General features: G+C 59.5%; 22 protein-coding genes and 1 pseudogene. 13 read left to right on the top strand and 10 right to left on the bottom strand.

What is annotated here, in order from left to right; translation table 11 throughout:
• Positions 1 to 113: 113 nt before the first annotated feature.
• Positions 114 to 1,601, bottom strand: a complete 1,488-nt coding sequence (rhlB, locus tag FFH90_RS25485; protein ID WP_138866284.1) for an ATP-dependent RNA helicase RhlB — start codon at positions 1,599 to 1,601, stop codon at positions 114 to 116.
• An 85-nt stretch (positions 1,602 to 1,686) separates the two neighbouring features.
• Positions 1,687 to 2,343: an alpha/beta hydrolase gene (locus FFH90_RS25480; RefSeq protein ID WP_111454311.1), complete on the bottom strand. Its 657-nt coding sequence runs from the start codon at positions 2,341 to 2,343 to the stop codon at positions 1,687 to 1,689.
• A 469-nt stretch (positions 2,344 to 2,812) separates the two neighbouring features.
• Between FFH90_RS25480 and FFH90_RS25475 the strand changes: the two genes are divergently transcribed.
• The 4 genes from FFH90_RS25475 to FFH90_RS25460 all read left to right on the top strand — a co-directional run bounded on the left by FFH90_RS25475 (position 2,813) and on the right by FFH90_RS25460 (position 6,975).
• Positions 2,813 to 3,844 carry an amino acid ABC transporter substrate-binding protein gene (locus FFH90_RS25475; RefSeq protein WP_138866283.1) on the top strand — a complete coding sequence of 344 codons (1,032 nt, stop codon included), beginning with the start codon at positions 2,813 to 2,815 and terminating at the stop codon, positions 3,842 to 3,844.
• 65 nt (positions 3,845 to 3,909) lie between these two features.
• Positions 3,910 to 5,091 (top strand): amino acid ABC transporter permease, encoded by a 1,182-nt coding sequence (locus tag FFH90_RS25470; protein WP_018927109.1) that lies wholly within the window; start codon positions 3,910 to 3,912, stop codon positions 5,089 to 5,091.
• A 10-nt stretch (positions 5,092 to 5,101) separates the two neighbouring features.
• Complete coding sequence (locus FFH90_RS25465) at positions 5,102 to 6,199, top strand: amino acid ABC transporter permease (protein ID WP_018927108.1); 1,098 nt, start codon at positions 5,102 to 5,104, stop codon at positions 6,197 to 6,199.
• 11 nt (positions 6,200 to 6,210) lie between these two features.
• The gene (locus tag FFH90_RS25460) at positions 6,211 to 6,975 is read left to right on the top strand and encodes an amino acid ABC transporter ATP-binding protein (RefSeq protein ID WP_007936266.1); all 765 of its coding nucleotides are present in this window, start codon (positions 6,211 to 6,213) and stop codon (positions 6,973 to 6,975) included.
• Between the two features lie 142 nt (positions 6,976 to 7,117).
• Here FFH90_RS25460 and FFH90_RS25455 read toward each other — a convergent pair.
• Positions 7,118 to 7,576 (bottom strand): annotated as a pseudogene (locus FFH90_RS25455) (transposase).
• Between the two features lie 210 nt (positions 7,577 to 7,786).
• On the opposite strand from FFH90_RS25455, the gene FFH90_RS25450 reads away from it, so the two are divergent.
• From FFH90_RS25450 to FFH90_RS25430, 5 genes are all read left to right on the top strand, one after another.
• Entirely contained in the window at positions 7,787 to 8,446 is a 660-nt protein-coding gene (locus tag FFH90_RS25450; protein WP_018927106.1) for a FadR/GntR family transcriptional regulator, read from the top strand.
• The gene (locus FFH90_RS25445; RefSeq protein ID WP_138866282.1) at positions 8,436 to 9,752 is read left to right on the top strand and encodes a CynX/NimT family MFS transporter; all 1,317 of its coding nucleotides are present in this window, start codon (positions 8,436 to 8,438) and stop codon (positions 9,750 to 9,752) included. Before FFH90_RS25450 ends, FFH90_RS25445 begins: the two co-directional genes overlap by 11 nt.
• Before the next feature lie 100 nt (positions 9,753 to 9,852).
• Positions 9,853 to 10,323 (top strand): nuclear transport factor 2 family protein, encoded by a 471-nt coding sequence (locus FFH90_RS25440; protein ID WP_086944862.1) that lies wholly within the window; start codon positions 9,853 to 9,855, stop codon positions 10,321 to 10,323.
• Positions 10,324 to 10,363: 40 nt separating this feature from the next.
• Positions 10,364 to 10,684 carry a GIY-YIG nuclease family protein gene (locus FFH90_RS25435; protein WP_018927103.1) on the top strand — a complete coding sequence of 107 codons (321 nt, stop codon included), beginning with the start codon at positions 10,364 to 10,366 and terminating at the stop codon, positions 10,682 to 10,684.
• An 88-nt stretch (positions 10,685 to 10,772) separates the two neighbouring features.
• Positions 10,773 to 11,708: a glutathione S-transferase family protein gene (locus tag FFH90_RS25430; RefSeq protein ID WP_138866281.1), complete on the top strand. Its 936-nt coding sequence runs from the start codon at positions 10,773 to 10,775 to the stop codon at positions 11,706 to 11,708.
• 84 nt (positions 11,709 to 11,792) lie between these two features.
• On the opposite strand, the gene FFH90_RS25425 is transcribed toward FFH90_RS25430, so the two are convergent.
• Positions 11,793 to 12,143 (bottom strand): glutaredoxin family protein, encoded by a 351-nt coding sequence (locus FFH90_RS25425; RefSeq protein ID WP_018927101.1) that lies wholly within the window; start codon positions 12,141 to 12,143, stop codon positions 11,793 to 11,795.
• Positions 12,143 to 13,147 (bottom strand): nucleoid-associated protein YejK, encoded by a 1,005-nt coding sequence (yejK, locus tag FFH90_RS25420; RefSeq protein WP_018927100.1) that lies wholly within the window; start codon positions 13,145 to 13,147, stop codon positions 12,143 to 12,145. Before yejK ends, FFH90_RS25425 begins: the two co-directional genes overlap by 1 nt.
• Before the next feature lie 397 nt (positions 13,148 to 13,544).
• On the opposite strand from yejK, the gene FFH90_RS25415 reads away from it, so the two are divergent.
• Positions 13,545 to 13,826, top strand: coding sequence for an HU family DNA-binding protein (locus FFH90_RS25415; RefSeq protein ID WP_007905514.1), 282 nt, complete (start codon positions 13,545 to 13,547; stop codon positions 13,824 to 13,826).
• Positions 13,827 to 13,926: 100 nt separating this feature from the next.
• Here FFH90_RS25415 and rlmF read toward each other — a convergent pair whose 3' ends face one another.
• The 5 genes from rlmF to FFH90_RS25385 form a co-directional block, all read right to left on the bottom strand.
• The gene (gene rlmF, locus FFH90_RS25410; protein WP_018927099.1) at positions 13,927 to 14,949 is read right to left on the bottom strand and encodes a 23S rRNA (adenine(1618)-N(6))-methyltransferase RlmF; all 1,023 of its coding nucleotides are present in this window, start codon (positions 14,947 to 14,949) and stop codon (positions 13,927 to 13,929) included.
• A 175-nt stretch (positions 14,950 to 15,124) separates the two neighbouring features.
• Complete coding sequence (locus FFH90_RS25405; RefSeq protein WP_138866280.1) at positions 15,125 to 17,971, bottom strand: valine--tRNA ligase; 2,847 nt, start codon at positions 17,969 to 17,971, stop codon at positions 15,125 to 15,127.
• A 268-nt stretch (positions 17,972 to 18,239) separates the two neighbouring features.
• Positions 18,240 to 18,623 (bottom strand): hypothetical protein, encoded by a 384-nt coding sequence (locus FFH90_RS25395; RefSeq protein WP_018927097.1) that lies wholly within the window; start codon positions 18,621 to 18,623, stop codon positions 18,240 to 18,242.
• 8 nt (positions 18,624 to 18,631) lie between these two features.
• Positions 18,632 to 19,060 carry a DNA polymerase III subunit chi gene (locus FFH90_RS25390; protein ID WP_018927096.1) on the bottom strand — a complete coding sequence of 143 codons (429 nt, stop codon included), beginning with the start codon at positions 19,058 to 19,060 and terminating at the stop codon, positions 18,632 to 18,634.
• Between the two features lie 60 nt (positions 19,061 to 19,120).
• Positions 19,121 to 20,611: a leucyl aminopeptidase gene (locus FFH90_RS25385; RefSeq protein ID WP_138866279.1), complete on the bottom strand. Its 1,491-nt coding sequence runs from the start codon at positions 20,609 to 20,611 to the stop codon at positions 19,121 to 19,123.
• A 294-nt stretch (positions 20,612 to 20,905) separates the two neighbouring features.
• Here FFH90_RS25385 and lptF point away from each other — a divergent pair, with 294 nt between their 5' ends.
• From lptF to lepA, 3 genes are all read left to right on the top strand, one after another.
• The gene (lptF, locus tag FFH90_RS25380; protein ID WP_111454306.1) at positions 20,906 to 22,024 is read left to right on the top strand and encodes an LPS export ABC transporter permease LptF; all 1,119 of its coding nucleotides are present in this window, start codon (positions 20,906 to 20,908) and stop codon (positions 22,022 to 22,024) included.
• Positions 22,017 to 23,078 (top strand): LPS export ABC transporter permease LptG, encoded by a 1,062-nt coding sequence (lptG, locus tag FFH90_RS25375; protein ID WP_018927093.1) that lies wholly within the window; start codon positions 22,017 to 22,019, stop codon positions 23,076 to 23,078. Before lptF ends, lptG begins: the two co-directional genes overlap by 8 nt.
• 237 nt (positions 23,079 to 23,315) lie before the next feature.
• Positions 23,316 to 25,115, top strand: a complete 1,800-nt coding sequence (gene lepA, locus FFH90_RS25370) for a translation elongation factor 4 (RefSeq protein ID WP_018927092.1) — start codon at positions 23,316 to 23,318, stop codon at positions 25,113 to 25,115.
• Position 25,116: the final 1 nt, after the last annotated feature.

Below are 25,116 nucleotides of genomic sequence, written 5' to 3'. Positions count from 1 at the left end.
CTAATTTGTCCATTATGGACTTTTAGTTGTGTCGAGCAAGCTCCTGTTGAAAAAACCGGACGAAAAAAAAGCGCAGTCCGTTTCCGGCTGCGCCTTTTATTCTGCGACCCGTGTTATGGGCGCTTGCGCTCAACCGCCCGCAGCAGATGCGTCGGTGGCGTTTCACAACTGATCTTGCGACCCAGCAGCGCCTCGATGGACGGTAGCTGGTAGGAGTCGTCTTCACCGGCAAAGCTGATGGACACACCATCGGCGCCGGCACGGCCAGTACGACCGATGCGGTGCACGTAGTCGTCCGGGACTTCCGGCAGGGTGAAGTTGATCACGTGGCTGATGCCGTCGATGTGAATGCCGCGACCGGCCACATCGGTGGCGACCAAAACCCGGATCTTGCCTTCGCGGAAACCTTCCAGGGTCTTGATGCGCTTGTGCTGCGGCACATCGCCGGACAGTTGCGCGGCGTTGACGCCATCGCGCACCAGGCGTTCTTCGATGCGCCGCACTTCGTCCTTGCGGTTGGCGAAGACCATCACCCGTTCCCAGCCGTTATCGTTGACCAGGTTATAGAGCAGTTTGTACTTGTCGGCGCCGGCCACTGCGTAGATGTGTTGCTCGACGTTTTCGCTGGCCACGTTCTGCGCTTCGATCTCGACGATCGACGGGTCGGTGGTCCATTGCTTGGCCAGGTTCATCACGTCGTCGGTGAAGGTCGCGGAGAACAGCAGCGTCTGACGTTCGTTCTTCGGTGGAGTCTGGCGAATGATCTGACGCACTTGCGGGATGAAACCCATGTCGAGCATCCGGTCGGCTTCGTCCAGCACCATGACTTCGACCATGTCCAGGTGCACGTCGCCGCGCTGGTTGAAGTCGAGCAAGCGGCCCGGAGTGGCCACGAGGATGTCGCAGTGACGGGCTTCGAGGTGCTTGAGCTGCTTGTCGAAGTCCATGCCGCCGACAAACGTCATGACGTTGAGGCCGGTGTACTTGGTCAGGTCGGCCGCGTCCTTGGCGATTTGCACTACCAGTTCCCGGGTCGGGGCGATGATCAGTGCTCGCGGTTCACCCATGTAGCGTTCTTTGGGCGGCGGGGTTTGCAGCAGCTGCGTGATGATCGAAATCAGGAACGCGGCGGTTTTGCCGGTACCGGTCTGGGCGCGACCGATGGCGTCTTTGCCCGCGAGGGTGAAGCCAAGCACCTGCGCCTGGATCGGCGTGCAATAAGGAAAGCCCAGGTCCTGAATGGCGTGCATCAGTTCGGGGGCGAGTTTGAAATCGTGGAAGCGGGTTTTGCCTTCCTGGGGTTCGACGACGAAGTCTTCGAGTTTCCAGGGGATGACCGGCGCCTTTGGCTTCGGTTCGCGGCGTGGTTTTGCCGGTTTCGGGGCTTCGCTGAGCGGCTGTTCAGAGGCAATGGCCGGAGCAGAGGGGGCGGTCGGTGTGGTCACCGGCTCGTGTTTCGGTGCCGCTACGGTTGCGGTCCGGCCAGGCTGATTACCGTCGGTACGGTGGCTGGGGGTATGAGAAGGAGCGCTGGAGCCTGGCGCGAGCTGCTCAGCCTCGCTTTTACCGAACATTTTCTTGAGTGCTTTGAGCACGGTCATCTCATCAATTGGTTAAGGAATGTACGCCGGCCAGTGTAATGCAAGAATCGGGCGCGGCGTAGTGCGATGGATCAAAGGGTAGCTTTTAGCGCAAACGCTCGGCGAGCCAGACGCCGATGTCGCGAATTTCTTCGGGTAACACTTCGTGGCCCATTGGGTATTCCTGCCATGTCACGGTGACACCATGCTGCTTTAAATACTCGTAGGCGGTCCGGCCCATGGAGTTTTGCACGACGTCATCATACTGACCATGCAACGACAACACGGGAATGCGCTGCTGGCTGGCGGAAAGCTCCAGTTCATCGCTGAATGTCGGGGCATAAGTCGAGAGCGCAAGTACACCGCCCAACGGTCCCTGCCATTTCAGGAAGGCTGTGTGCAAAACCACGGCGCCGCCCTGGGAAAAACCGGCGAGAAAGATCCGCGAGGCGTCTATTCCGCAGGCCTTCTGCGCTTCAATCAAATCCACGACCCGTTGCGCGGACTCCTCCAACTGCTCGCGGCTGATGGCGCGTGCCGGGCTCATGGCCAATATGTCGTACCAGCTTGGCATCTCGTAGCCACCATTAATGGTGACGGCGCGGGTCGGAGCCTGGGGCAAAACGAAACGGGTAGTGAGCAGGTTTTCCTGTAGCGCTTCAGCTACCGGCAAAAAATCGTAGCGGTCGGCACCCAGCCCATGCAGCCAGATTACGCAGGCATCTGCGGGCTTGACGGGTTGAAGAATCAGGGGCTCGGTCATGTCTGCTCCATTGTTGTGCGTGCGCTCTCATTGTGTGCGAGGTTCGAGTGCGCCATCGGTTGATCAGTTAAGAAGATGTCGCAAGGTTGAAAGTTTTGCTATTGACCTGTCGCTGAATCGCTTTAGCGAGCGGTCTGGTACGGGCTTTGCTATGGGGAACCCTGTGCAACCAATCTCGTGCCTGGCGGTAACACTATCAGTGTATGGCTAGTCGTGGGATAGCAAAGAATCCGGTGATGGATGTTCGCCAGTGGCCGCTACGGGCTTCGCGAACGTGAAAGGGCTACAGCCCGTTCGGCCGATTGGTGAGAAGTGAGTTATCCATGATGTGGATTTTCTCCTACTAGACTCATAGCGACGGTCCTTACGTCGGTTGACCCTAAAAAAAGCCAACAAGGGTCAGCAACGCCTCAAAAGGGTGCGACAGGGCTCAAGCTCCGACACAACAAGAGCAAAACTGGAGGTTTGAATGAAGATGTTGAAATCCACCCTGGCCGTCGTGACTGCAGCTGCAGTGCTCGGTGTCAGTGGGTTCGCTCAGGCGGGTGCAACCCTGGATGCAGTGCAGAAGAAAGGTTTTGTACAGTGCGGTGTGAGTGACGGTTTGCCGGGTTTCTCGGTTCCGGACTCTACCGGCAAGATCGTTGGCATCGATGCTGACTTCTGCCGCGCTGTAGCTGCTGCAGTGTTTGGTGATGCGACCAAGGTCAAATTCAGCCAGTTGAATGCCAAGGAGCGTTTCACTGCTCTGCAATCCGGCGAAATCGACATGCTGTCGCGCAACTCCACCATGACCAGCTCCCGTGACGCTGGCATGGGCCTGAAGTTTCCTGGCTTCATCACCTATTACGACGGCGTAGGCTTCCTGGCCAACAGCAAGCTGGGCGTGAAAAGTGCCAAGGAACTGGATGGCGCGACCATCTGTATTCAAGCCGGTACCACCACCGAGCTGAACGTGTCCGACTACTTCCGCGCCAACGGCCTGAAGTACACCCCGATCACCTTCGACACTTCCGATGAAAGCGCCAAGTCGCTGGAATCCGGTCGTTGCGACGTGCTGACCTCCGACAAGTCCCAGTTGTATGCACAGCGCAGCAAACTGGCCTCGCCGAAAGATTACATCGTTCTGCCTGAAACCATCTCCAAAGAGCCTTTGGGGCCGGTCGTGCGTAACGGCGACGATGAGTGGCTGGCAATCGTTCGTTGGGTTGGCTACGCGATGCTCAACGCCGAAGAAGCCGGTATCTATTCGAAGAACGTCGAGGCAGAAGCCAAGTCGACCAAGAACCCGGACGTTGCTCGTCTGCTGGGCGCCGACGGTGAGTACGGCAAGGATCTGAAGCTGCCGAAAGACTGGGTGGTGAAAATCGTCAAGCAGGTCGGTAACTACGGCGAAGTCTTCGAGAGAAACCTCGGCAAGGGCACTCCGCTGGAAATCGATCGTGGCTTGAACGCCCTGTGGACCAACGGCGGCATTCAATACGCACCACCAGTGCGCTGATGGTTCTATCGCCCGGTGGGCCAACCACCGGGTGATGTTCTGTTCCATTATTTCCGGGGCACTTCATGCAAAATTCAATCGGCGCACCAAAGCAGAGGTTCAGCCTCAGCGATCCGCGAGTGCGTGCGTGGCTGTTTCAGATCATTACGGTTCTCGCCGTGGTCGGGATGGGTTGGTACCTGTTCGACAACACTCAAACCAACCTGCAACACCGGGGCATTACCTCCGGTTTTAGCTTTCTTGAGCGCAGCGCCGGTTTCGGCATCGCTCAGCACCTGATCGACTACACCGAATCGGACAGTTATGCCCGGGTGTTTGTCATCGGTCTGCTCAACACCTTGCTGGTGACGTTCATCGGCGTGATCCTGGCGACGATCCTCGGTTTCATCGTCGGTGTGGCACGACTCTCGAAGAACTGGATCATTGCCAAGATGGCGACGGTTTATGTCGAGGTCTTCCGTAACATTCCCCCGCTGCTGCAAATCCTGTTCTGGTACTTCGCGGTGTTTCTCACCATGCCAGGGCCGCGCAATAGCCATAACTTCGGCGACACCTTCTTCGTCAGCAGCCGCGGCCTGAACATGCCGGCAGCGTTGATAGCGAACGGTTTCTGGCCGTTTGTGGCGAGCATCGTCGTGGCCATTGTCGCGATCGTGCTGATGTGCCGCTGGGCCAACAAGCGTTTCGAAGAGACCGGCGTACCGTTCCACAAATTCTGGGTAGGCCTGGCGATGTTCCTGGTGATCCCTGCGTTGTGCGCATTGATCTTCGGCGCGCCGCTGCATTGGGAAATGCCACAGCTGCAAGGTTTCAACTTTGTAGGCGGCTGGGTGCTGATCCCTGAACTGCTGGCACTGACCCTGGCCCTGACCGTGTACACCGCGGCGTTCATCGCCGAAATCGTGCGTTCGGGGATCAAGTCGGTCAGCCACGGCCAGACCGAAGCGGCTCACTCGCTGGGGCTGCGCAACGGTCCGACCCTGCGCAAGGTGATCATCCCGCAAGCCCTGCGCGTGATCATTCCGCCGCTGACCAGCCAATACCTGAACCTGGCGAAAAACTCCTCGCTGGCGGCCGGTATCGGTTATCCGGAGATGGTGTCGTTGTTTGCCGGTACGGTGCTGAACCAGACCGGACAGGCGATCGAAGTCATTGCCATCACCATGAGCGTGTACCTGGCGATCAGTATCAGCATTTCCCTGCTGATGAACTGGTACAACAAGCGCATTGCGCTGATCGAGCGGTAAGGAAGAGCGCATGACGACTCATACTTTCAAACCCGACATGCCTCCACCGAGCAGTAGCATCGGTGTTGTGGCGTGGATGCGGGCGCACATGTTTTCCAGCTGGATCAACACCCTGCTGACGCTGTTCGCGTTCTATCTGATTTACCTGATAGTTCCGCCGCTCGTGAGCTGGGCGATCCTCGACGCCAATTGGGTCGGCACCACCCGTGCCGATTGCACCAAGGCCGGCGCCTGCTGGGTGTTCATTGAGCAGCGCTTCGGCCAGTTCATGTATGGCTACTACCCGGTGGACTTGCGCTGGCGCGTGGACCTGACCGTGTGGCTGGCAGTTATCGGCGTGGCGCCGTTGTTCATCGCACGTGTTCCGCACAAGGCAATCTACGGCCTGAGCTTTCTGGTGCTCTATCCGATCATTGCCTACCTCCTGCTGCACGGTGGTGTATTCGGTCTGAGCCAGGTGGCGACCAGCCAGTGGGGCGGCCTGATGCTGACCCTGGTGATCGCTACCGTCGGTATCGTCGGCGCACTGCCGCTGGGTATCGTGCTGGCCCTGGGCCGTCGTTCGAACATGCCGGCGATTCGGGTGGTCTGCGTGACCTTCATCGAGTTCTGGCGCGGTGTGCCGTTGATCACGGTGCTGTTCATGTCGTCGGTGATGTTGCCGTTGTTCCTGCCCGAAGGCATGAACTTCGACAAATTGCTGCGGGCGTTGATCGGCGTGATCCTGTTCCAGTCGGCCTACATCGCCGAGGTGGTGCGTGGCGGTCTGCAAGCGATCCCTAAAGGTCAGTACGAAGCGGCTGCGGCAATGGGCCTCGGTTACTGGCGCAGTATGGGCCTGGTGATTTTGCCGCAAGCCCTGAAGCTGGTAATCCCTGGCATCGTCAACACTTTCATTGCGCTGTTCAAGGACACGAGCCTGGTGATCATCATCGGCCTGTTCGACTTGCTCAACAGCGTCAAGCAAGCCGCCGCCGACCCGAAATGGTTGGGCATGGCCACTGAAGGCTATGTGTTCGCGGCCCTGGTGTTCTGGATTTTCTGTTTTGGTATGTCCCGCTATTCCATGCATTTGGAACGCAAGCTGGACACTGGCCACAAGCGTTAGGAGCGTAGTTTATGAGTGAAGCGATCAAACAGCCTGTGAGTCCTCAAGGCATTATTCAGATGCAGGGCGTAAACAAGTGGTACGGCCAGTTCCACGTGTTGAAAGACATCAATCTGAACGTCAAGCAGGGCGAGCGTATCGTGCTGTGCGGCCCGTCGGGTTCCGGCAAATCCACCACCATCCGTTGCCTCAATCGCCTGGAAGAACACCAGCAGGGCCGTATCGTGGTCGATGGCGTGGAACTGACCAACGACCTCAAGCAGATCGAAGCGATCCGTCGTGAAGTCGGCATGGTGTTCCAGCACTTCAACCTGTTCCCGCACTTGACCATTCTGCAGAACTGCACCCTGGCGCCGATGTGGGTACGCAAGATGCCCAAGCGCAAGGCCGAAGAAATCGCCATGCATTACCTGGAACGCGTACGCATTCCAGAGCAGGCGCATAAATACCCGGGGCAACTGTCCGGTGGTCAGCAACAGCGCGTGGCGATTGCCCGTGCCCTGTGCATGAAACCGAAAATCATGCTGTTCGACGAGCCGACGTCGGCACTCGACCCGGAGATGGTGAAAGAGGTTCTGGACACCATGATCGGCCTGGCCGAAGACGGCATGACCATGCTCTGCGTGACCCACGAAATGGGCTTCGCCCGTACCGTGGCCAACCGCGTGATCTTCATGGACAAGGGTGAAATCGTCGAACAGGCCGCGCCGAACGACTTCTTCGACAACCCGCAGAACGAGCGGACGAAGTTGTTCCTGAGCCAGATCCTGCATTGATAGACGCTTGGCAGTGAAATAAACCCGGACTCTGTTCCGGGTTTTTTTTGCTCCAATGAAACGCTCCACCTGCTGACCGCGAACCCTGTAGGAGCCGGCTTGCTGGCGATGGCGGCATACCAGACGCCACCGAGTATCCCGGCTATAGCCATTTGGCATCCCACAATGGGTAATCGTGCACACGTGTGACAAGCCCCGCACGCAATGGATTGGCAACGATGTATCGGGCGACTGCTTGCAGATCCGCTTCACGGCGAATCGCGCGATCATGGAAACCTCTCTGCCATACCATCCCTCTGCGCTCCAGTCGCGCGTTTACCGCCCGCGCGCTGCGCGATTTGGTTGCCAGCACCAACGCCGACAACGAGTTGTTCTTCAGTTCGACCAGCCAATGAAAATGGTCGGGCATCACCACCCAGGCGAGGGAATCGACCCATTCTTCTGTCTGCGCCTGACGAAAGTGGTCTACCACCAGACGTCATGCCCGCCAGTCAGTAAAAAACGGGGTGCGATTCCAGGTGACAGCTGTCAGCAGGTAGATTTGGCCGGTTTGGGAATAACGTCCGGCGCGTAAGCGATTGGCATGGGGAAGATCGGGCATTCCATTGCCCTCCTGTGTTTTGAGAGAAACAGAAGGCTAGTACGCAATAGTGAGGGGCATTGCCAAAGTTCAGTTCTGAATGTGTCGGTACGATCGCCATCGCCAGCAAGCCGGCTCCTACAGGGTTTGCGTGAGCCCGTTGCCTTGTCGGACGAAGCTGACTAACATGTCAGAAAATTCATCCTATGATTGGATGAAAGGGCGAATCTTATGTCAGATATTTCTCCATTAATTAAACGATCTCTGGTCGATCAGGCCCTGGACCAGTTGCGCCTGCGCATTAATCAAGGTGTCTGGACGGTCGGCCAGCGCTTGCCCACCGAGCCGGAATTGGCGACGGAGCTGGGCATCAGTCGCAACACCGTGCGCGAAGCCATGCGCGTGTTGGCGTTTTCCGGGTTGATCGAGATCCGCCAGGGCGACGGCAGCTACCTGCGGGCGGTAGTCGATCCATTGGATACGATGAAGGCGCTGTCCCGCTGCTCTCAGGAACAGGCTCGGGAAACCCGGCACATTCTGGAAGTCGAAGCCATCGGTCTGGCTGCGTTACGCCGCACCGATGAAGACCTGGTGGCGTTGCGCGAGGCGCTGGGCGTCAGCGGCAGTCACTACCACGGCGATCTCGACACCTACATCGCCTGTGACCTGGTGTTCCACCGTCGTCTGGTGGACGCGGCGCACAACCCGACCCTCAGCGAGCTGTATCGCTACTTCTCCAGCGTCGTGGGCGCGCAGTTGCGTCAGACCCTGAACGTCACCCCCCGACGCCAAGCGGTGTTCGACCTGCATATCGAGCTGCTCGATGCCGTCGAACAACGCGACCCGGAACGGGCCAAAGCCCTGATGAGGCAATTGATCAATGAACCTTGAAACCGAGAATCCGATGCCCAGTCAGCAGGCGAGCCACAGCCGCATCACCGAGCTCAAGCGGACGGCGGAGCTCGAAGAGCTGTTGATCGACGCCGAGGCCGATGATGCAGAGGTTCAGCGAAGTCACCCGCTCCTGCGGCGCCCGTGGCTGTTGCTGCTAGGGCTGATTCTGGTGGCGCTGAACTTGCGTCCGGCGCTGTCGAGCATGGCGCCGATGCTCAGCGAGGTCTCGAAAACACTGGGGCTATCGGCTGCCCAGGCCGGTTTGCTGACCACCTTGCCGGTGCTTTGCCTCGGTCTGTTCGCGCCGTTGGCGCCGGTGCTTGCGCGACGTTTTGGTGCCGAGCGGGTGGTGCTGGGGATTCTCCTGATGCTGGCCGGCGGGATCATTTTGCGCAGCTCGTTCGGCGAGGTCGGCCTGTTCGCCGGCAGCGTGCTGGCTGGCGCCAGCATCGGGGTGATCGGCGTGCTGCTGCCCGGCATCGTCAAGCGCGACTTCCCGAAACAGGCCGGCACCATGACCGGCGTCTACACCATGGCCCTGTGCCTGGGCGCGGCCATGGCGGCGGGCGCGACCGTGCCGTTGAGCGAACATTTCGATAAGAGTTGGGCGCTGGGCCTTGGCTTCTGGGTGGTTCCGGCCTTGGTCGCGGCGATGTTCTGGCTGCCGCAAGTCGGTCAGAAACACGGCGCACATAACGTTGCCTATCGGGTCCGAGGCCTGTTGCGCGATCCGCTGGCCTGGCAAGTGACCTTGTACATGGGCCTGCAATCGTCTCTGGCTTACATCGTATTCGGTTGGCTGCCGTCGATTCTGATCGGTCGCGGTCTGACGCCAACCCAGGCCGGTCTGGTGCTGTCGGGTTCGGTGATTGTCCAGTTGATCAGCTCGCTGGCCGCACCGTGGCTGGCGACCCGTGGCAAGGATCAGCGGCTGGCGATCGTGATCGTCATGGCAATGACCCTCGGCGGCTTGTTCGGTTGCCTGTATGCGCCGATCGAAGGTCTGTGGGGCTGGGCAATCCTGCTGGGACTGGGGCAGGGTGCTACGTTCAGCCTGGCATTGACCCTGATCGTGCTGCGCTCGAGGGATGCCCATGTCGCCGCCAACCTGTCGAGCATGGCCCAGGGTTTCGGCTACACCCTGGCATCCATGGGGCCGTTCGCGGTCGGTGTGGTGCATGACTGGACTGGCGGCTGGAGCGCTCTGGGCTGGATCTTCGGTGTCATTGGTCTCGGCGCGATCATCGCCGGCCTAGGTGCCGGGCGTTCGCTGTACGTGCAGGTCGAAAGCGAAAAGATCTGATTCGCACACACTGTCGGTATTCGGGGTACGAATGCTGATGGTGTTTCGTCTGTTTGCAGATTATCGTGCTGGCAATCTGCCTATTTTCCGGAGCCTGCCCATGAGTGACGCCCACGACGCCTTGATCACCCGGTTCTACCAAGCCTTTCAGCGGCTGGATGCCGAGGCGATGAGCGCCTGCTATACCGACGACGTGGTGTTCAGTGATCCGGCGTTCGGCGAGCTGCGCGGGCGCGATGCCGGCGATATGTGGCGCATGCTCACCACCCGCGCCAAGGACTTCTCCCTGACCTTCGATAACGTGCGCAGCGATGAGCGCACTGGCGGCGCCCATTGGGTGGCGACGTACCTGTTCAGTCAGACCGGCAATATCGTGGTCAACGACATTCAGGCGCGTTTCGTGTTTCGCGACGGCAAGATCTGCGAGCACCACGACAGTTTTGATCTGTGGCGCTGGTCGCGTCAGGCGCTGGGTTTCAAAGGGCTGTTGCTGGGCTGGACGCCGGTGGTGAGAAACGCCGTGCGTGCTCAGGCCTTGAAGGGCCTGAAGGCATTCCAGGCCAGTCGCTGATAAGATCGCGGCTTGTTTTCTTTCAAGCCTTGATCGTCACGTGAGCACCTCGAGCGAATCTTCCGTCATTGCCGCCGAACCGTCGGTGCCTGTCAGCAAACCCTGGTTCGTCTACCTCGTTCGCGCGGCCAATGGTTCGCTCTACTGCGGGATCAGCGACGATCCCGTACGTCGCTTCGCCACCCATCAGAGTGGCAAGGGCGCGCGCTTCTTCCTGTCGAGCCCGGCCGTGGCGCTGGTTTATACCGAGCGCTGCCGCGATAAAGGCGAAGCGCTGCGCCAGGAGCGTTTGATCAAGAAACTCAAGAAAAGCGCCAAGGAATGTCTGGTGGCGAGTGCGGCTGCGGGCTTATCAATCTGACTGATAGGCGCCCATCAGGCAGATGGGTAGGCTGCCTGCCGATTGCGCGTTAAGCTGCGGGCTCCTTATCCGAGCGGCGGAGCCGAGCATGTCCGAGTTGATTCTGCATCATTACCCGACGTCCCCTTTCGCCGAAAAGGCCCGCTTGCTGCTGGGCTTCAAGGGGGTGTCCTGGCGCTCTGTGATGATCTCGCCGGTGATGCCAAAACCCGACCTGACGGCCCTGACCGGCGGCTACCGCAAGACGCCGGTGTTGCAGATCGGTGCTGATGTCTATTGCGACACCGCGTTGATCGCTCGTCGTCTGGAGCAGGAAAAAGCTTCACCGGCGTTTTTCCCGGAAGGCCAGGAAATGGTCACGGCGACCTTTGCGGCGTGGGCCGATTCGGTGGTGTTCCAGCATGCGGTCAGTCTGGTGTTCCAGCCAGAATCGGTAGCGGTGCGCTTCGGCAAATTGTCGCCGGAAGCGATCAAGGCATTTCTGGCCGATCGCTCCGGCTTGTTCAGCGGTGGCAGTGCCACTCGGTTGTCGGCCGAGCAGGCAAAGCATCAGTGGCCAACGATCATGGCGCGTCTGGAGCAGCAGCTTGAGCGTGAGCAGGGGGACTTCCTGTTCGGCGAACCGTCGATTGCCGACTTTGCCCTGGCTCACTCGCTGTGGTTCCTCAAGGCGACGCACGTGACGTCACCGTTAGTGGATGCATATCCGGCCGTTTCGGCGTGGTTTGGCCGCGTGATGGGTTTTGGTCATGGCGCATTCAGCGAGATGACGGCCGAGCAAGCGCTAGAGATTGCCCGCAATGCCATACCGGCCCCGTTGCCGGATGAGCAGTTCGATGAGCCGAACGGGTTCGAGGTTGGCCAGCAGGTGGTGATTGCAGCGACCGATTACGGGGTTGATCCGGTGGCGGGTGAGTTGATGTTTGCCGGCAGCGAAGAGTTGATTCTGCGCCGTGAAGACGAGCGGGCCGGTGTGGTGCATGTGCACTTTCCGCGGTTCGGGTTTCGTATCGAAGCGCAGTAACCTGGCATCACCGAAGATGGGATTGGTTACGATCTGTGGCGAGGGAGCAAGCCCCCTCACCACAGGATTGTTTGAAGCTGATGGTTATTTCAACGCAGCAAGCACCTGGTCCGGGTCATACCCGCGAATCAACGTTCCATTCACATCGATGATCGGAATCCCGCGTCCACCGAGTGCCTCATAGGCTTTGCGCGCCACGGCATCCTTCTCGATATCGAATTCCTTGTACGGAATGCCTTTCTGATCGAGGAAGCGCCGGGTCAGCTTGCAGTAGCCGCACCAGTCAGTGGCGTAGAGCACGACGTTGGCCTTGGCCTGGGTCTGCTCGGACACCACCTGCGAGGGGTGAAGTACCCGTTCGATCTTGCCCCAGTTCTGGTAAACCACGACCACCAGCAGGATCAGCAGGAATTTTTTCAACACGCCGCCGAGCATCAGTTGCGTCGCTTGAGCTGGTCGGTCAGTTGGGTCGGCAGGCCTTTGATGATCAACGTGCCGGCTTCTTCGTCGTATTCGATCTTCGAGCCCAGCAGGTGCGCTTCGAAGCTGATCGACAGGCCTTCGGCGCGGCCGGTGAAGCGGCGGAACTGGTTCAGGGTGCGCTTGTCCGCCGGGATCTCCGGGGACAGGCCGTAGTCCTTGTTGCGGATGTGATCGTAGAAGGCTTTCGGGCGATCTTCGTCGATCAGTTCGGACAACTCTTCCAGGCCCATGGGCTCGCCCATTTTGGCCTGGCTGCTGGCGTAATCCACCAGGGTCTTGGTCTTCTCACGCGCGGACTCTTCCGGCAGGTCTTCGCTTTCGACGAAGTCACTGAACGCCTTGAGCAGAGTGCGGGTTTCACCGGGGCCGTCGACGCCTTCCTGGCAGCCGATGAAGTCGCGGAAGTACTCCGAAACCTTTTTGCCGTTCTTGCCTTTGATGAACGAGATGTACTGCTTGGACTGCTTGTTGTTCTGCCACTCGGAGACGTTTATCCGCGCCGCCAGGTGCAACTGGCCAAGGTCCAGATGTCGCGAAGGGGTCACGTCCAGCTGATCGGTCACCGCCACGCCTTCGCTGTGGTGCAGTAGGGCGATGGCCAGGTAATCGGTCATGCCTTGCTGGTAATGCGCAAACAGCACATGGCCACCGACCGAGAGGTTGGATTCTTCCATCAGCTTTTGCAGATGTTCGACCGCCACCCGGCTGAAGGCCGTGAAATCACGACCACCGTCGAGGTATTCCTTCAGCCAGCCGCTGAATGGAAACGCGCCGGACTCCGGATGGAACAGCCCCCAGGCTTTGCCCTGTTTGGCGTTATAGCTTTCGTTCAAGTCGGCGAGCATGTTCTCGATGGCCGCGGACTCAGCCAGTTCAGAGTCGCGGGCGTGAAGAACTGCGGGTGTGCCGTCGGGTTTTTTGTCGATCAGGTGGACGATGCAATGACGGATCGGCATGGGCTTCTCGGCTGATTGGAGAGAGGAGGGCGTGCTCCCCCGAAAAAGCGCCCAGTGTACCGCAACCACTGGTTTTGGCGTGGTCCGAAGGGCAATTCGAAGCTCTCCGGCGACCCTGATGTGATTTTTTCCCGATTTAGAGCAATAAAGCTGACCAAATGGGTAGCTAGAGGCGGATATTTCCCCGTCTCTGTGCTAGTTTTGCCCGGTCTTACGCGAAGTCACTGCGTTAAGCGTGCATTCAGCATTTGTCAGGTCGAACCAAACCCTGATTTCGGTATCTATAACCCCGACTCGTCGTGGTTATGGCCGAGGGTGCCAGATCCAGAAGATCGGGCTCGATGGCTGACACTGCACTCTGCAATCCATATGAATTTGATAGGGAAGGAACACTACAATGGCTCTTACTAAAGACCAACTGATCGCCGACATCGCTGAAGCTATCGACGCGCCAAAAACCACCGCGCGTAACGCTCTGGACCAACTGGGCCAAATCGTTGCCGATCAGCTGGAAAACGGCGGCGAAATCACTCTGCCAGGTATCGGCAAGCTGAAAGTGACTGAGCGTCCTGCCCGTACCGGCCGCAACCCTTCGACTGGCGCTGCCATCGAAATCGCTGCCAAGAAAGTGATCAAGCTGGTTGTGGCCAAAGGCCTGACCGACGCTGTCAACAAGTAAGACTTGTTAAAAAAACCGTGCTCCGGAGCAATCCGGGCACGGTTTTTTTGTGTCTGCGATTCAGCGATTGATCAGGCTCAATCGCTGTCTCGGTTGTTACTCAGCTTTTGCGGGCCCAGCGCTCGCGCCAGACCTGTTGCTCGGATTTGGTCTGGAAGGTCCAGGCGACGAAGCGACTTTGCTTCTGCCCTTGGGACATTTCCACGACCTGGCTTTCCAATACGCCGGCCTTTTTCAGCGCCGTCTGGATCGCCGGCAGGTTCGAGGCTTTCGAGACCAGGGTGCTGAACCAAAGCACTTTGTGTTGAAAGTGCGCGCTCTCGGCGATTAGTTGCGTCACAAACCGTGCCTCGCCACCTTCACACCACAGTTCGGCCGATTGCCCGCCAAAGTTCAGCACCGGCAGTTTGCGTTTTGGATCGGCGCGGCCCAGCGCGCGCCATTTACGCACGCTACCCTTGGTCGCCTCGTCCATCGAGGCGTGGAACGGCGGGTTGCACATCGTCAGGTCAAAGCGTTCGCCAGGTTCGAGCAAGCCCAACAGAATGTGCTTGGGATTAGTTTGCTGGCGAAGCTGGATGGCTTTGTTCAGCCCGTTGGACTGCACGATGGCTTTGGCTGAGGCTACGGCTATCGGGTCGATTTCCGAGCCGAGGAAGTGCCAACGGTAGTCGCTGTAGCCGATCAGCGGATAGACGCAGTTGGCGCCCATGCCGATATCGAGCACCTTGACCGGCGCGCCGCGAGGGATCTCGCCGTCGTTGACGCTGGCCAGCAGGTCGGCCAGGAAGTGCACGTAGTCGGCACGGCCCGGAACCGGCGGGCACAGGTAGTCGGCCGGGATGTCCCAATGGGCGATGCCATAGAACGCCTTGAGCAGCGCCCGGTTGAACACTCGCACCGCGTCCGGGCTGGCGAAGTCGATGCTCTCCTTGCCGTACGGATTGATGATCACGAACTTCGCCAGTTCCGGCGTGCTCTTGATCAGCGCCGGGAAGTCGTAACGACCCTGATGGCGATTGCGCGGGTGCAGGCTGGCCTTCTCGCGTGGCTCCACGGCTTTGGCCGGGGTCGCGGGTTTAGGCTTTTTGCGCGCAGGTTTGGGTGTGCTGGGGGCGGTCATGGGCGAGGTCGATTCGGGTATGGCTAAAAGTGGCGGGTATTGTCCCACATCCAGCTGCTGCTCACCCAATTGTGAAGATCGCTGCATGTCCCTGTGGCAGCGGGTGTTTGGGAGAATGTAGCGGGCATAAAAAAGGGAGGCCGCTGGGGCCTCCCTGTTTTATTGCGATGTGCCGTTACAAACTGGCAATCCGCGCATGTTGCTCCGCCAGCTTGCCCAAAGCCTGTTCAGCTTCAGCCAGTTTGGCGCGTTCCTTCTCGATGACTTCGGCCGGGGCCTTGTCGACGAAACCGGCGTTGGACAGCTTGCCGCCGACGCGCTGAACTTCGCCCTGCAAACGCAGGATTTCCTTGTCCAGACGCGCCAGTTCGGCGTCCTTGTCGATCAGGCCGGCCATCGGCACCAGTACTTCCATCTCGCCAACCAGTGCGGTGGCGGACAGTGGAGCTTCTTCGCCTGCCTTCAGAACAGTGATCGATTCCAGACGCGCCAGCTTCTTCAGCAGAGCTTCGTTCTCGGTGAGTCGACGCTGATCTTCGGCGCTGACGTTTTTCAGGAACAGGTTCAGCGGCTTGCCTGGACCGATGTTCATTTCACCGCGGATGTTACGGGTGCCGAGCATCAGGCCCTTGAGCCATTCGATGTCGTCTTCGGCGGCCGGATCGATGCGTTCCTCGTTAGCCACTGGCCACGGTTGCAGCATGATCGTCTTGCCTTTGATACCGGCCAGCGGTGCGACGCGTTGCCAGATTTCTTCGGTGATGAACGGCATGAACGGATGAGCCAGGCGCAGAGCGACTTCCAGCACCCGAACCAGGGTGCGACGGGTGCCGCGCTGACGCTCGACCGGCGCGTTTTCGTCCCACAGCACAGGCTTGGACAGTTCCAGGTACCAGTCGCAATACTGGTTCCAGATGAACTCGTACAAGGCTTGTGCCGCCAGGTCGAAACGGAACTGATCGAGTTGACGGGTCACTTCGACTTCGGTGCGTTGCAACTGCGAGATGATCCAGCGATCCGCCAGCGAGAGCTCGTAGGCTTCGCCGTTCTGGCCGCAGTCTTCGCCCTTGTCCAGTACGTAGCGCGCGGCGTTCCAGATCTTGTTGCAGAAGTTGCGATAGCCTTCGACTCGGCCCATGTCGAACTTGATGTCACGACCGGTGGACGCCAGCGAGCAGAAGGTGAAGCGCAGGGCGTCGGTGCCATAGCTGGCGATGCCTTCGGCGAACTCGTCGCGGGTCTGCTTCTCGATCTTCTTCGCCAGTTTCGGCTGCATCATGCCGGAGGTGCGTTTCTGCACCAGCTCTTCCAGCTCGATACCGTCAATGATGTCCAGCGGGTCCAGGACGTTGCCCTTGGACTTGGACATCTTCTGGCCCTGGCCGTCACGCACCAGGCCGTGCACATAAACAGTCTTGAACGGAACCTGCGGCGTGCCGTCTTCGTTTTTCACCAGGTGCATGGTGAGCATGATCATCCGGGCAACCCAGAAGAAAATGATGTCGAAACCGGTCACCAGCACGTCGGTGGAGTGGAATTTCTTCAGGAATTCGGTCTGCTCCGGCCAGCCAAGGGTGGAGAAGGTCCACAGGCCCGAACTGAACCAGGTATCCAGAACGTCGTTGTCCTGTTGCAGCGCTATGTCGGCGCCCAGGTTGTGCTTGGCACGCACTTCGGCTTCGTCGCGACCGACGTAGACCTTGCCCGACTCGTCGTACCAGGCCGGAATCCGGTGGCCCCACCACAGCTGACGGCTGATGCACCAGTCCTGGATATCGCGCATCCACGAGAAGTACATGTTTTCGTACTGCTTTGGCACGAACTGAATGCGGCCGTCTTCAACCGCGGCGATGGCCGGCTCGGCCAATGGCTTGGTGGACACGTACCACTGGTCGGTCAGCCACGGCTCGATGATGGTGCCGGAGCGGTCGCCTTTAGGCACTTTCAGGGCGTGGTCGTCGACGCTGACCAGCAGGCCGGCGGCTTCGAACGCTGCCACGATCTGCTTGCGCGCTTCGAAGCGGTCGAGGCCGGCGTATTCGGCCGGGATCTTGCCGTCGATGCTCTCGTTCAGTGTGCCGTCGAGATTGAACACCTGGGCCGCAGGCAGCACATGGGCGTTTTTGTCGAAGATGTTCAGCAGCGGCAGGTTGTGGCGCTTGCCGACTTCGTAGTCGTTGAAATCGTGGGCCGGGGTGATTTTCACGCAGCCGGTGCCGAATTCAGGGTCGCAGTAATCGTCGGCGATGATCGGGATGCGGCGGCCAACCAGCGGCAGCTCGACAAATTTGCCGATCAGGGCTTTGTAGCGTTCATCGTTCGGGTTAACGGCCACGGCGGCGTCGCCGAGCATGGTTTCCGGACGCGTGGTCGCGACGATCAGGTAGTCGTTGCCTTCAGCGGTTTTGGCGCCATCGGCCAGCGGGTACTTCAGGTTCCACAGGAAACCTTTCTCGTCGTGGTTTTCCACTTCAAGGTCGGAAATCGCCGTGTGCAGCTTGGTGTCCCAGTTGACCAGACGCTTGCCGCGATAGATCAGACCGTCTTCGTGCAGGCGCACGAAGGCTTCTTTCACCGCCTCCGAGAGGCCGTCGTCCATGGTGAAGCGCTCACGGCTCCAATCCACGGACGAGCCGAGGCGGCGGATCTGACGGCTGATGTTGCCGCCGGACTGATCCTTCCATTCCCAGACTTTCTCGAGGAATTTCTCACGGCCCAGATCGTGGCGATTCTGGCCCTGAGCTTCGAGTTGACGCTCCACCAGCATTTGCGTGGCGATACCGGCGTGGTCGGTGCCTGGCTGCCACAGGGTGTTGCGACCCTGCATACGGCGGAAACGGATCAGGGCGTCCATGATCGCGTTGTTGAAGCCGTGACCCATGTGCAGGCTGCCGGTGACGTTCGGCGGCGGGATCATGATGGTGTAGGACTCGCCCTCGCCTTGCGGGGCGAAGTAGTTCTCGGACTCCCAGGTGTTGTACCAGGAAGTTTCAATGGCGTGCGGCTGGTAGGTCTTATCCATGCGCGGCGGGACCCTATTGGCATTTATTCAGGAAAAGCCGGGAAGTATAGCGGGGCACGGGGCGTAGGGCGAGCAGGGGCGGACAGGGCGCAGATCAAATTGTGAAAGGGACCCGTGGCGAGGGAGCTTGCTCCCGTTGGGGCGCGAAGCGGGCCCCGGCACCATAAAGTCAGGTGTATCAGGTACACCCGAGTGTTCGGGTTTTGCGGCTGCTTCGCAGCCGAGCGGGAGCAAGCTCCCTCGCCACAGAAGCCCGCTCGGCTCAAGGTTACTCGTACTGGCTAAGCAACCGTTCCATCCGTGCATCAAGGCGGCGTTTGATTTCGGTTTCGATGTGCGGGGCGAAGTCGTCGATCACGTCTTGCATGATCAATTGCGCGGCGGCGCGCAGCTCGCTATCCAGGTGCAACAGGGCATCGGGGCCCTTGTTGGCGGCAGGAGCCGGCTGGGCGGCCGGGGCGGGTGGTGGCGGTTCGACCTGGGGCGCATGGCCGACGGTGTCGAACAGCATGGGAATCTGTTCCTGGTCGCCTTCAATGACGGCGTCGGTCAGCAACGGCGGTTGCAGGTTGTCATCGCCGAGCAGTTGGCGGATCGACTCAAGGTCTTCCAGCAGGTGCACGGACTTTTGCGGTGGTTTTGGAGTGTCCATCGGAATGCTCAGAGTCGCTGTAAACGGTGATCTTGCAGAGGATAGCCCTGTTCGCGGTAGAAACGAAAACTCTCCCGCGCAGCCGCACGAATCGCCGGGTCTTCCACCACCACTTCCGCCACGCGGGCGAATTGTCTGGCAAAGGCCGGGACTTTCAGGTCGAGATTGACCAGCAGATCCTGATGCTGACCGCAGTCATCGCCAAGACCCAACACAATCAAACCGTCCGGCTCGCTTTCGGCAGGACCGTGGGGCACGAAGCTTTCGCCCTTGAACGCCCACAACCGCGCATCGAGCGCATCACGCTGGGCGGCATCGCTGCAATGCAGGTAAATGCGGTGGCCCATGCGCCAGGCTTTTTCGGTGAGCTTGCAGGCGAAATCCAGCCGCGCCGAAGGATCGGCGCTGGGCAGGATATAGAAGTCGACTTTGGTCATTGCGGTTCCTGAGTTGCAAGCGGCGTCACCCGAGAGTGACGCCGCTGCAAGTCATCGGTTTCAGGCTTTGGCGCGGTCCAGCAGGTATTGGGTCAGCAGGGGAACCGGACGGCCAGTGGCGCCCTTGTCCTTGCCGCCGCTGGTCCAGGCTGTGCCGGCGATGTCCAGGTGTGCCCAGTTCAGGTTCTTGGTGAAGCGCGACAGGAAGCAGGCGGCGGTGATGGTGCCGGCTTTCGGGCCGCCGATGTTGGCGATGTCGGCGAACGGGCTGTCCAGCTGCTCTTGATACTCATCGAACAGCGGCAGTTGCCAGGCGCGGTCGTCGGCGGCTTGGCCGGCGCTCAGCAGCTGGCCGATCAGTTCGTCGTTGTTGCCCAGCAGGCCCGAGGTGTGGGCGCCCAGTGCCACGACACAAGCACCGGTCAGGGTGGCGATGTCGATCACCGCTTGCGGCTTGAAGCGTTCGGAGTAGGTCAGGGCATCGCACAGCACCAGACGGCCTTCGGCGTCGGTATTGAGGATTTCAACTGTCTGGCCGCTCATGGTGGTGACGATGTCGCCCGGACGCGAAGCGTTGCCGCTCGGCATGTTCTCGGCGCAGGCCAGGATGCACACCAGGTTGATCGGCAGTTTCAGCTCAAGCACTGCACGCAGGGTGCCGAATACACTGGCGCTGCCACCCATGTCGTACTTCATTTCATCCATGCCGGCACCCGGCTTGAGGCTGATACCGCCGGTGTCAAAGGTGATGCCTTTGCCGACCAGCGCGTACGGCTTCTCGGATTTCTTGCCGCCGTTGTATTGCATGACGATCAGGCGCGGTGGCTGGGCGCTGCCCTGGCCGACGGCGTAGAACGAACCCATGCCCAGGTCCTTGATCTTCTTCTCATCGAGGACTTCGACCTTCAGGCTTTTGAACTCTTTGCCCAGGTTCTTGGCTTGTTCACCAAGGAACGTCGGGTGGCAGATGTTCGGCGGCAGGTTGCCCAGGTCACGGGTGAAGGCCATGCCATTGGCGATCGCGGTAGCGTGGACCACGGCGCGTTCGACTTCAGCCTGTGCCGCCTTGATGGTCACCAGGGTGACTTTCTTCAGGGAGCGCGGGTCGGCTTTCTGGCTCTTGAACTGTTCGAAGATGTACTCGCCGTCCACCAGGGTTTCGGCCAGCAGGCGGGTCTTGCCATAGCTGTCACGGCCCTTGATCACCACTTCGTCCAGGGCCAGCACTGCATCGCTGCCGCCCAGGCCTTTCAGGGTATTGAGGATGCCGGCGATGATTTTGCGGAACGGCCGATCGCCCAGTTCTTCATCCTTGCCCACGCCCACCAGCAGCACGCGTTCGGCCTTGAGGTTGGGCAGGCTGTGCAGCAGCAGGCTTTGGCCGACTTTGCCGGCCAGGTCGCCGCGCTTGAGCACTGCGCTGATAGCGCCGCCGCTCAGTTCGTCGAGCTGCTTGGCAACGGTGCCGAGCTTGCGGCCTTCGCGGACGGAGACCACCAGGGTGGCGGTCTTCAACGTTTCCGGGCTAACGCTTTTTACAACCAGTTCCATGTCCGGGTCCCTGAATTAATGGTCAAACTGCGCGACGCGCAGAGGCTTGCTTATAAGTAGAAAGGCGCCGGTGTGCTGCCAGCGACAAAGGCCGCAGTTTGAACCTCGCTGCCTGCGCCTGACAACCCTCGGTTATGCGAACTTCAGCGGTTCAGGTGCTTGCTTGAGCATGCGCAGTGACAGGCGCACTCAATCACAGGATAATGCGCATCTTTTTCGGCGGCTCTGCCCTGCGGGCCGGCTGATATGTTTGCTTGTTTGGCCGCTTAGCCTGACAACCCTGGAGTGTCTGGTTTGATTGTCTTCCGTTATCTATCCCGCGAAGTCCTGTTGACCTTGAGCGCCGTCAGCGCCGTGCTGCTGGTCATCATCATGAGCGGACGCTTCATCAAATACCTCGCCCAGGCGGCCTCTGGGCTCCTGGATCCAGGTTCGCTGTTCCTGATCATGGGCTATCGCCTGCCGGGCTTCCTGCAGCTGATTCTGCCTTTGGGGCTGTTTCTCGGGATCTTGCTGGCCTACGGTCGTCTGTACCTCGAAAGCGAAATGACCGTGTTGTCTGCTACTGGCATGAGCCAGCAGCGTCTGTTCGCCATGACTCTTTTTCCGGCCACCCTGGTTGCCCTGATCGTGGCGTGGCTGAGCCTGAGCCTGGCACCGCAAGGTGCCAACCAGTTCCAGCTGCTGTTGAACAAGCAGGATGCACTGACCGAGTTCGACACCCTCGAGCCGGGTCGCTTCCAGGCCTTGCGCGACGGCACTCGGGTGACCTACACCGAGCAACTGTCGGATGACCGCATCAATCTGGGCGGCGTGTTCATTTCGCAAAAGAATGTCAGTTCCGACAACAAGGATCGGGGGATTTCCGTACTGGTAGCCGAGAAGGGCCATCAGGAAATCAGGCCCGATGGCAACCGTTACCTGATCCTCGACAACGGCTACCGCTACGACGGTAATCCGGGTCAGGCCGACTACCGCGCCATCAAGTACGACGAGTACGGCGTATTGCTGGCCAAGCCGGACGTCAGCGACGAAGTGACCGACCGCGATGCGATGACCACCAGTTCCTTGCTGAGCAGCGACGACATCCGCTCGCGTACCGAACTGCAATGGCGCCTGTCCCTGCCGTTGCTGGTCTTCATCGTGACCCTGATGGCGGTGCCGCTGTCGCGGGTCAATCCGCGCCAGGGCCGTTTCCTCAAGCTGCTGCCGGCGATTCTTCTTTATATGGCTTACCTGACCATCCTGATTGCCGCTCGCGGCGCCCTTGAAAAGGGCAAGATCCCGCCGGCATTGGGTTTGTGGTGGGTGCATGCAATCTTCCTGGCCATCGGTCTGGGCTTGCTGTACTGGGAGTCGCTGAACTTGAAGATGGCGAGTCGCCGCAGCGCGCTGGAGGTGGCCCGTGGATAAGCTCGATCGCTATATTGGTAGCAGCGTGTTCATCGCGATCCTGGCGGTGCTGGGGATCATTCTGGGCTTGGCAACGCTGTTCGCCTTCATCGATGAGATGAGCGAAGTCAGCGATACCTACACGCTGATGGATGTCCTGAGTTACGTGTTGCTGACCGCGCCGCGCCGCCTGTACGACATGTTACCGATGGCAGCGCTGATCGGTTGCCTGATTGGTCTCGGCAGTCTGGCCAGTCACAGCGAGCTGACCATCATGCGTGCCGCCGGTGTGTCCATTGGTCGGATCGTCTGGGCCGTGATGAAGCCGATGCTGATCCTGATGGTGGTAGGGCTGGTGATTGGCGAGTACGTCGCGCCGGCCACGGAAATCACCGCTCAAGCCAACCGCTCGCTGGCCCAGGGCAGTGGCGATGCGCAAAGCGCCAAGCACGGTTTGTGGCACCGTCAGGGTGATGAGTTCATTCACGTCAACTCCGTGCAACCCAACGGTCTGTTGTACGGCGTGACCCGTTATCGTTTTGACGATCAACGCCACATGCTGTCTTCGAGCTTCGCCAAACGTGCGGAATTCGATACCGATCACTGGCAACTGACCGATGTCACGACCACGCTGTTCCATGACAAAAGTACCGAAGTGGTTACTGCCCCTGTGGAACGCTGGGAAATCGCCCTGAGCCCGCAACTGCTGAGTACCGTGGTGATGGCTCCCGAGTCGTTATCGATCAGCGGTCTGTGGAATTACATCCACTATCTGGCTGACCAGGGCCTGAGCAACGGTCGTTACTGGCTGGCGTTTTGGGTCAAGGTGTTGCAGCCGCTGGTGACCGCTGCATTGGTGTTGATGGCGATTTCCTTCATCTTCGGTCCGCTGCGGTCGGTGACCCTTGGTCAGCGGGTTTTCACTGGCGTACTGGTGGGCTTCACTTTCCGTATCGTCCAGGATTTGCTCGGGCCTTCGAGCCTGGTGTTCGGTTTCTCGCCGCTGTTTGCGGTGCTGGTGCCGGCCGGTGTCTGCGCCCTGGCCGGGGTCTGGTTGCTTCGCCGGGCCGGTTGATTGTAGGAGCCGGCTTACTGGCGATTGCATCGCTGCGGTCATCCAGACCCACCGCGGCGTCCCCATCGCCAGCAAGCCGGCTCCTACAAAAGTCGCCAAAAACGCCCCTGTCGCAAGACCGGGGCGTTTTTGTAGGCGCCGTCTGACCTGCAAACGTGACGCTTGCGCCGTGGATCAGGTACAATTCCCGGCTATTTTTCGGCGGGCTATGCCTGCAGCCTTTTTGAGTGTTGATCCGTGAGTGATTTGAGTCATATCCGCAATTTCTCCATCATCGCCCACATTGACCATGGCAAGTCGACGCTGGCCGATCGCTTCATCCAGATGTGCGGCGGCCTTGCCGAGCGCGAAATGGAAGCCCAGGTGCTGGATTCCATGGACCTGGAACGTGAACGCGGGATCACCATCAAGGCCCACAGCGTCACCCTGTATTACAAAGCCCGCGATGGCATTAACTACCAGCTGAACTTCATTGATACCCCGGGCCACGTCGACTTCACCTATGAAGTCAGCCGGTCGCTGGCGGCTTGTGAAGGGGCGTTGCTGGTGGTCGATGCCGGTCAGGGCGTCGAGGCGCAGTCGGTTGCCAACTGCTACACGGCGATCGAGCAGGGCCTGGAAGTCATGCCGGTGCTGAACAAGATCGACCTGCCACAGGCCGATCCGGAGCGCGTCAAGGAAGAAATCGAAAAAATCATCGGCATCGATGCCACCGACGCGGTCGAGTGCAGTGCCAAGACCGGCCTGGGCGTCGATGAGGTGCTCGAGCGTCTGGTTCACACCATTCCCGCGCCGACCGGCAACATCGAAGATCCGTTGCAAGCGTTGATCATCGACTCCTGGTTCGACAACTACCTGGGCGTTGTTTCCCTGGTTCGTGTGCGCCACGGTCGGGTGAAGAAGGGCGACAAGATTCTGGTCAAGTCCACCGGCAAGATCCACCTGGTGGACAGCGTCGGTGTATTCAACCCGAAGCACACCCCTACCGTCGACCTGAAGGCCGGTGAAGTAGGCTTCATCATCGCCAGCATCAAGGACATTCACGGTGCGCCAGTGGGCGATACCCTGACCTTGAGCTCGACGCCGGACGTCGATGTGCTGCCAGGTTTCAAACGCATTCAGCCTCAGGTGTACGCCGGCCTGTTCCCGGTCAGCTCCGACGACTTCGAAGACTTCCGCGAGGCGCTGCAAAAGCTCACCCTCAACGATTCGTCGCTGCAATACACACCGGAAAGCTCAGACGCACTGGGCTTCGGCTTCCGTTGCGGCTTCCTCGGCATGCTGCACATGGAAATCATCCAGGAGCGCCTGGAGCGCGAATACAACCTGGACCTGATTACCACGGCGCCGACGGTAATCTTCGAGCTGCTGCTCAAGACCGGCGAGACGATCTACGTCGATAACCCGTCCAAGCTGCCAGACCTGTCTGCCATCGAAGACATGCGCGAGCCAATCGTGCGCGCCAATATTCTTGTGCCGCAAGAGCACTTGGGTAACGTCATTACCCTGTGTATCGAAAAACGTGGCGTACAGGTCGATATGCTGTTCCTCGGCTCCCAGGTACAAGTGACCTACGACCTGCCGATGAACGAAGTGGTGCTGGACTTCTTTGATCGTTTGAAATCCACCAGTCGCGGCTATGCTTCTCTGGACTACCATTTCGATCGTTACCAATCGGCCAGCCTGGTGAAACTGGACGTGCTGATCAACGGCGACAAGGTCGACGCTCTGGCGCTGATCGTGCACCGTGACAACTCGCACTACAAAGGTCGCCAGTTGACCGAGAAGATGAAAGACCTGATTCCGCGGCAGATGTTCGACGTGGCAATCCAGGCCGCCATTGGCGGTCAGATTGTGGCGCGTACAACCGTCAAGGCACTCAGAAAGAACGTATTGGCCAAATGCTACGGTGGTGACGTCAGCCGTAAGAAAAAGCTGCTGGAAAAGCAAAAGGCCGGTAAAAAACGCATGAAGCAGGTCGGTAACGTGGAAATTCCACAAGAAGCCTTCCTTGCCGTGCTCAGGTTGGATAGTTAGG

It is taken from the genome of Pseudomonas sp. ATCC 43928, assembly GCF_005938665.2.
GTDB lineage: Bacteria > Pseudomonadota > Gammaproteobacteria > Pseudomonadales > Pseudomonadaceae > Aquipseudomonas.
The sequence above is the reverse complement of the archived record's forward strand: the minus strand, read 5'-3'. Positions and strand labels throughout refer to the sequence as shown.

Excerpts from the sequence above, each read along its gene's own strand:
- FFH90_RS25465 (WP_018927108.1), top strand. The coding sequence starts at position 5,102 with ATGACGACTCATACTTTCAAACCCGACATGCCTCCACCGAGCAGTAGC.
- FFH90_RS25390 (WP_018927096.1), bottom strand. The coding sequence starts at position 19,060 with ATGACCAAAGTCGACTTCTATATCCTGCCCAGCGCCGATCCTTCGGCG.
- FFH90_RS25460 (WP_007936266.1), top strand. The coding sequence starts at position 6,211 with ATGAGTGAAGCGATCAAACAGCCTGTGAGTCCTCAAGGCATTATTCAG.
- FFH90_RS25470 (WP_018927109.1), top strand. The coding sequence starts at position 3,910 with ATGCAAAATTCAATCGGCGCACCAAAGCAGAGGTTCAGCCTCAGCGAT.
- FFH90_RS25415 (WP_007905514.1), top strand. The coding sequence starts at position 13,545 with ATGGCTCTTACTAAAGACCAACTGATCGCCGACATCGCTGAAGCTATC.
- FFH90_RS25440 (WP_086944862.1), top strand. The coding sequence starts at position 9,853 with ATGAGTGACGCCCACGACGCCTTGATCACCCGGTTCTACCAAGCCTTT.
- rlmF (WP_018927099.1), bottom strand. The coding sequence starts at position 14,949 with ATGACCGCCCCCAGCACACCCAAACCTGCGCGCAAAAAGCCTAAACCC.
- FFH90_RS25445 (WP_138866282.1), top strand. The coding sequence starts at position 8,436 with ATGAACCTTGAAACCGAGAATCCGATGCCCAGTCAGCAGGCGAGCCAC.
- FFH90_RS25425 (WP_018927101.1), bottom strand. The coding sequence starts at position 12,143 with ATGCTCGGCGGCGTGTTGAAAAAATTCCTGCTGATCCTGCTGGTGGTC.
- FFH90_RS25450 (WP_018927106.1), top strand. The coding sequence starts at position 7,787 with ATGTCAGATATTTCTCCATTAATTAAACGATCTCTGGTCGATCAGGCC.
- FFH90_RS25385 (WP_138866279.1), bottom strand. The coding sequence starts at position 20,611 with ATGGAACTGGTTGTAAAAAGCGTTAGCCCGGAAACGTTGAAGACCGCC.
- rhlB (WP_138866284.1), bottom strand. The coding sequence starts at position 1,601 with ATGACCGTGCTCAAAGCACTCAAGAAAATGTTCGGTAAAAGCGAGGCT.
- FFH90_RS25475 (WP_138866283.1), top strand. The coding sequence starts at position 2,813 with ATGAAGATGTTGAAATCCACCCTGGCCGTCGTGACTGCAGCTGCAGTG.
- yejK (WP_018927100.1), bottom strand. The coding sequence starts at position 13,147 with ATGCCGATCCGTCATTGCATCGTCCACCTGATCGACAAAAAACCCGAC.
- FFH90_RS25405 (WP_138866280.1), bottom strand. The coding sequence starts at position 17,971 with ATGGATAAGACCTACCAGCCGCACGCCATTGAAACTTCCTGGTACAAC.
- FFH90_RS25395 (WP_018927097.1), bottom strand. The coding sequence starts at position 18,623 with ATGGACACTCCAAAACCACCGCAAAAGTCCGTGCACCTGCTGGAAGAC.
- FFH90_RS25480 (WP_111454311.1), bottom strand. The coding sequence starts at position 2,343 with ATGACCGAGCCCCTGATTCTTCAACCCGTCAAGCCCGCAGATGCCTGC.
- FFH90_RS25430 (WP_138866281.1), top strand. The coding sequence starts at position 10,773 with ATGTCCGAGTTGATTCTGCATCATTACCCGACGTCCCCTTTCGCCGAA.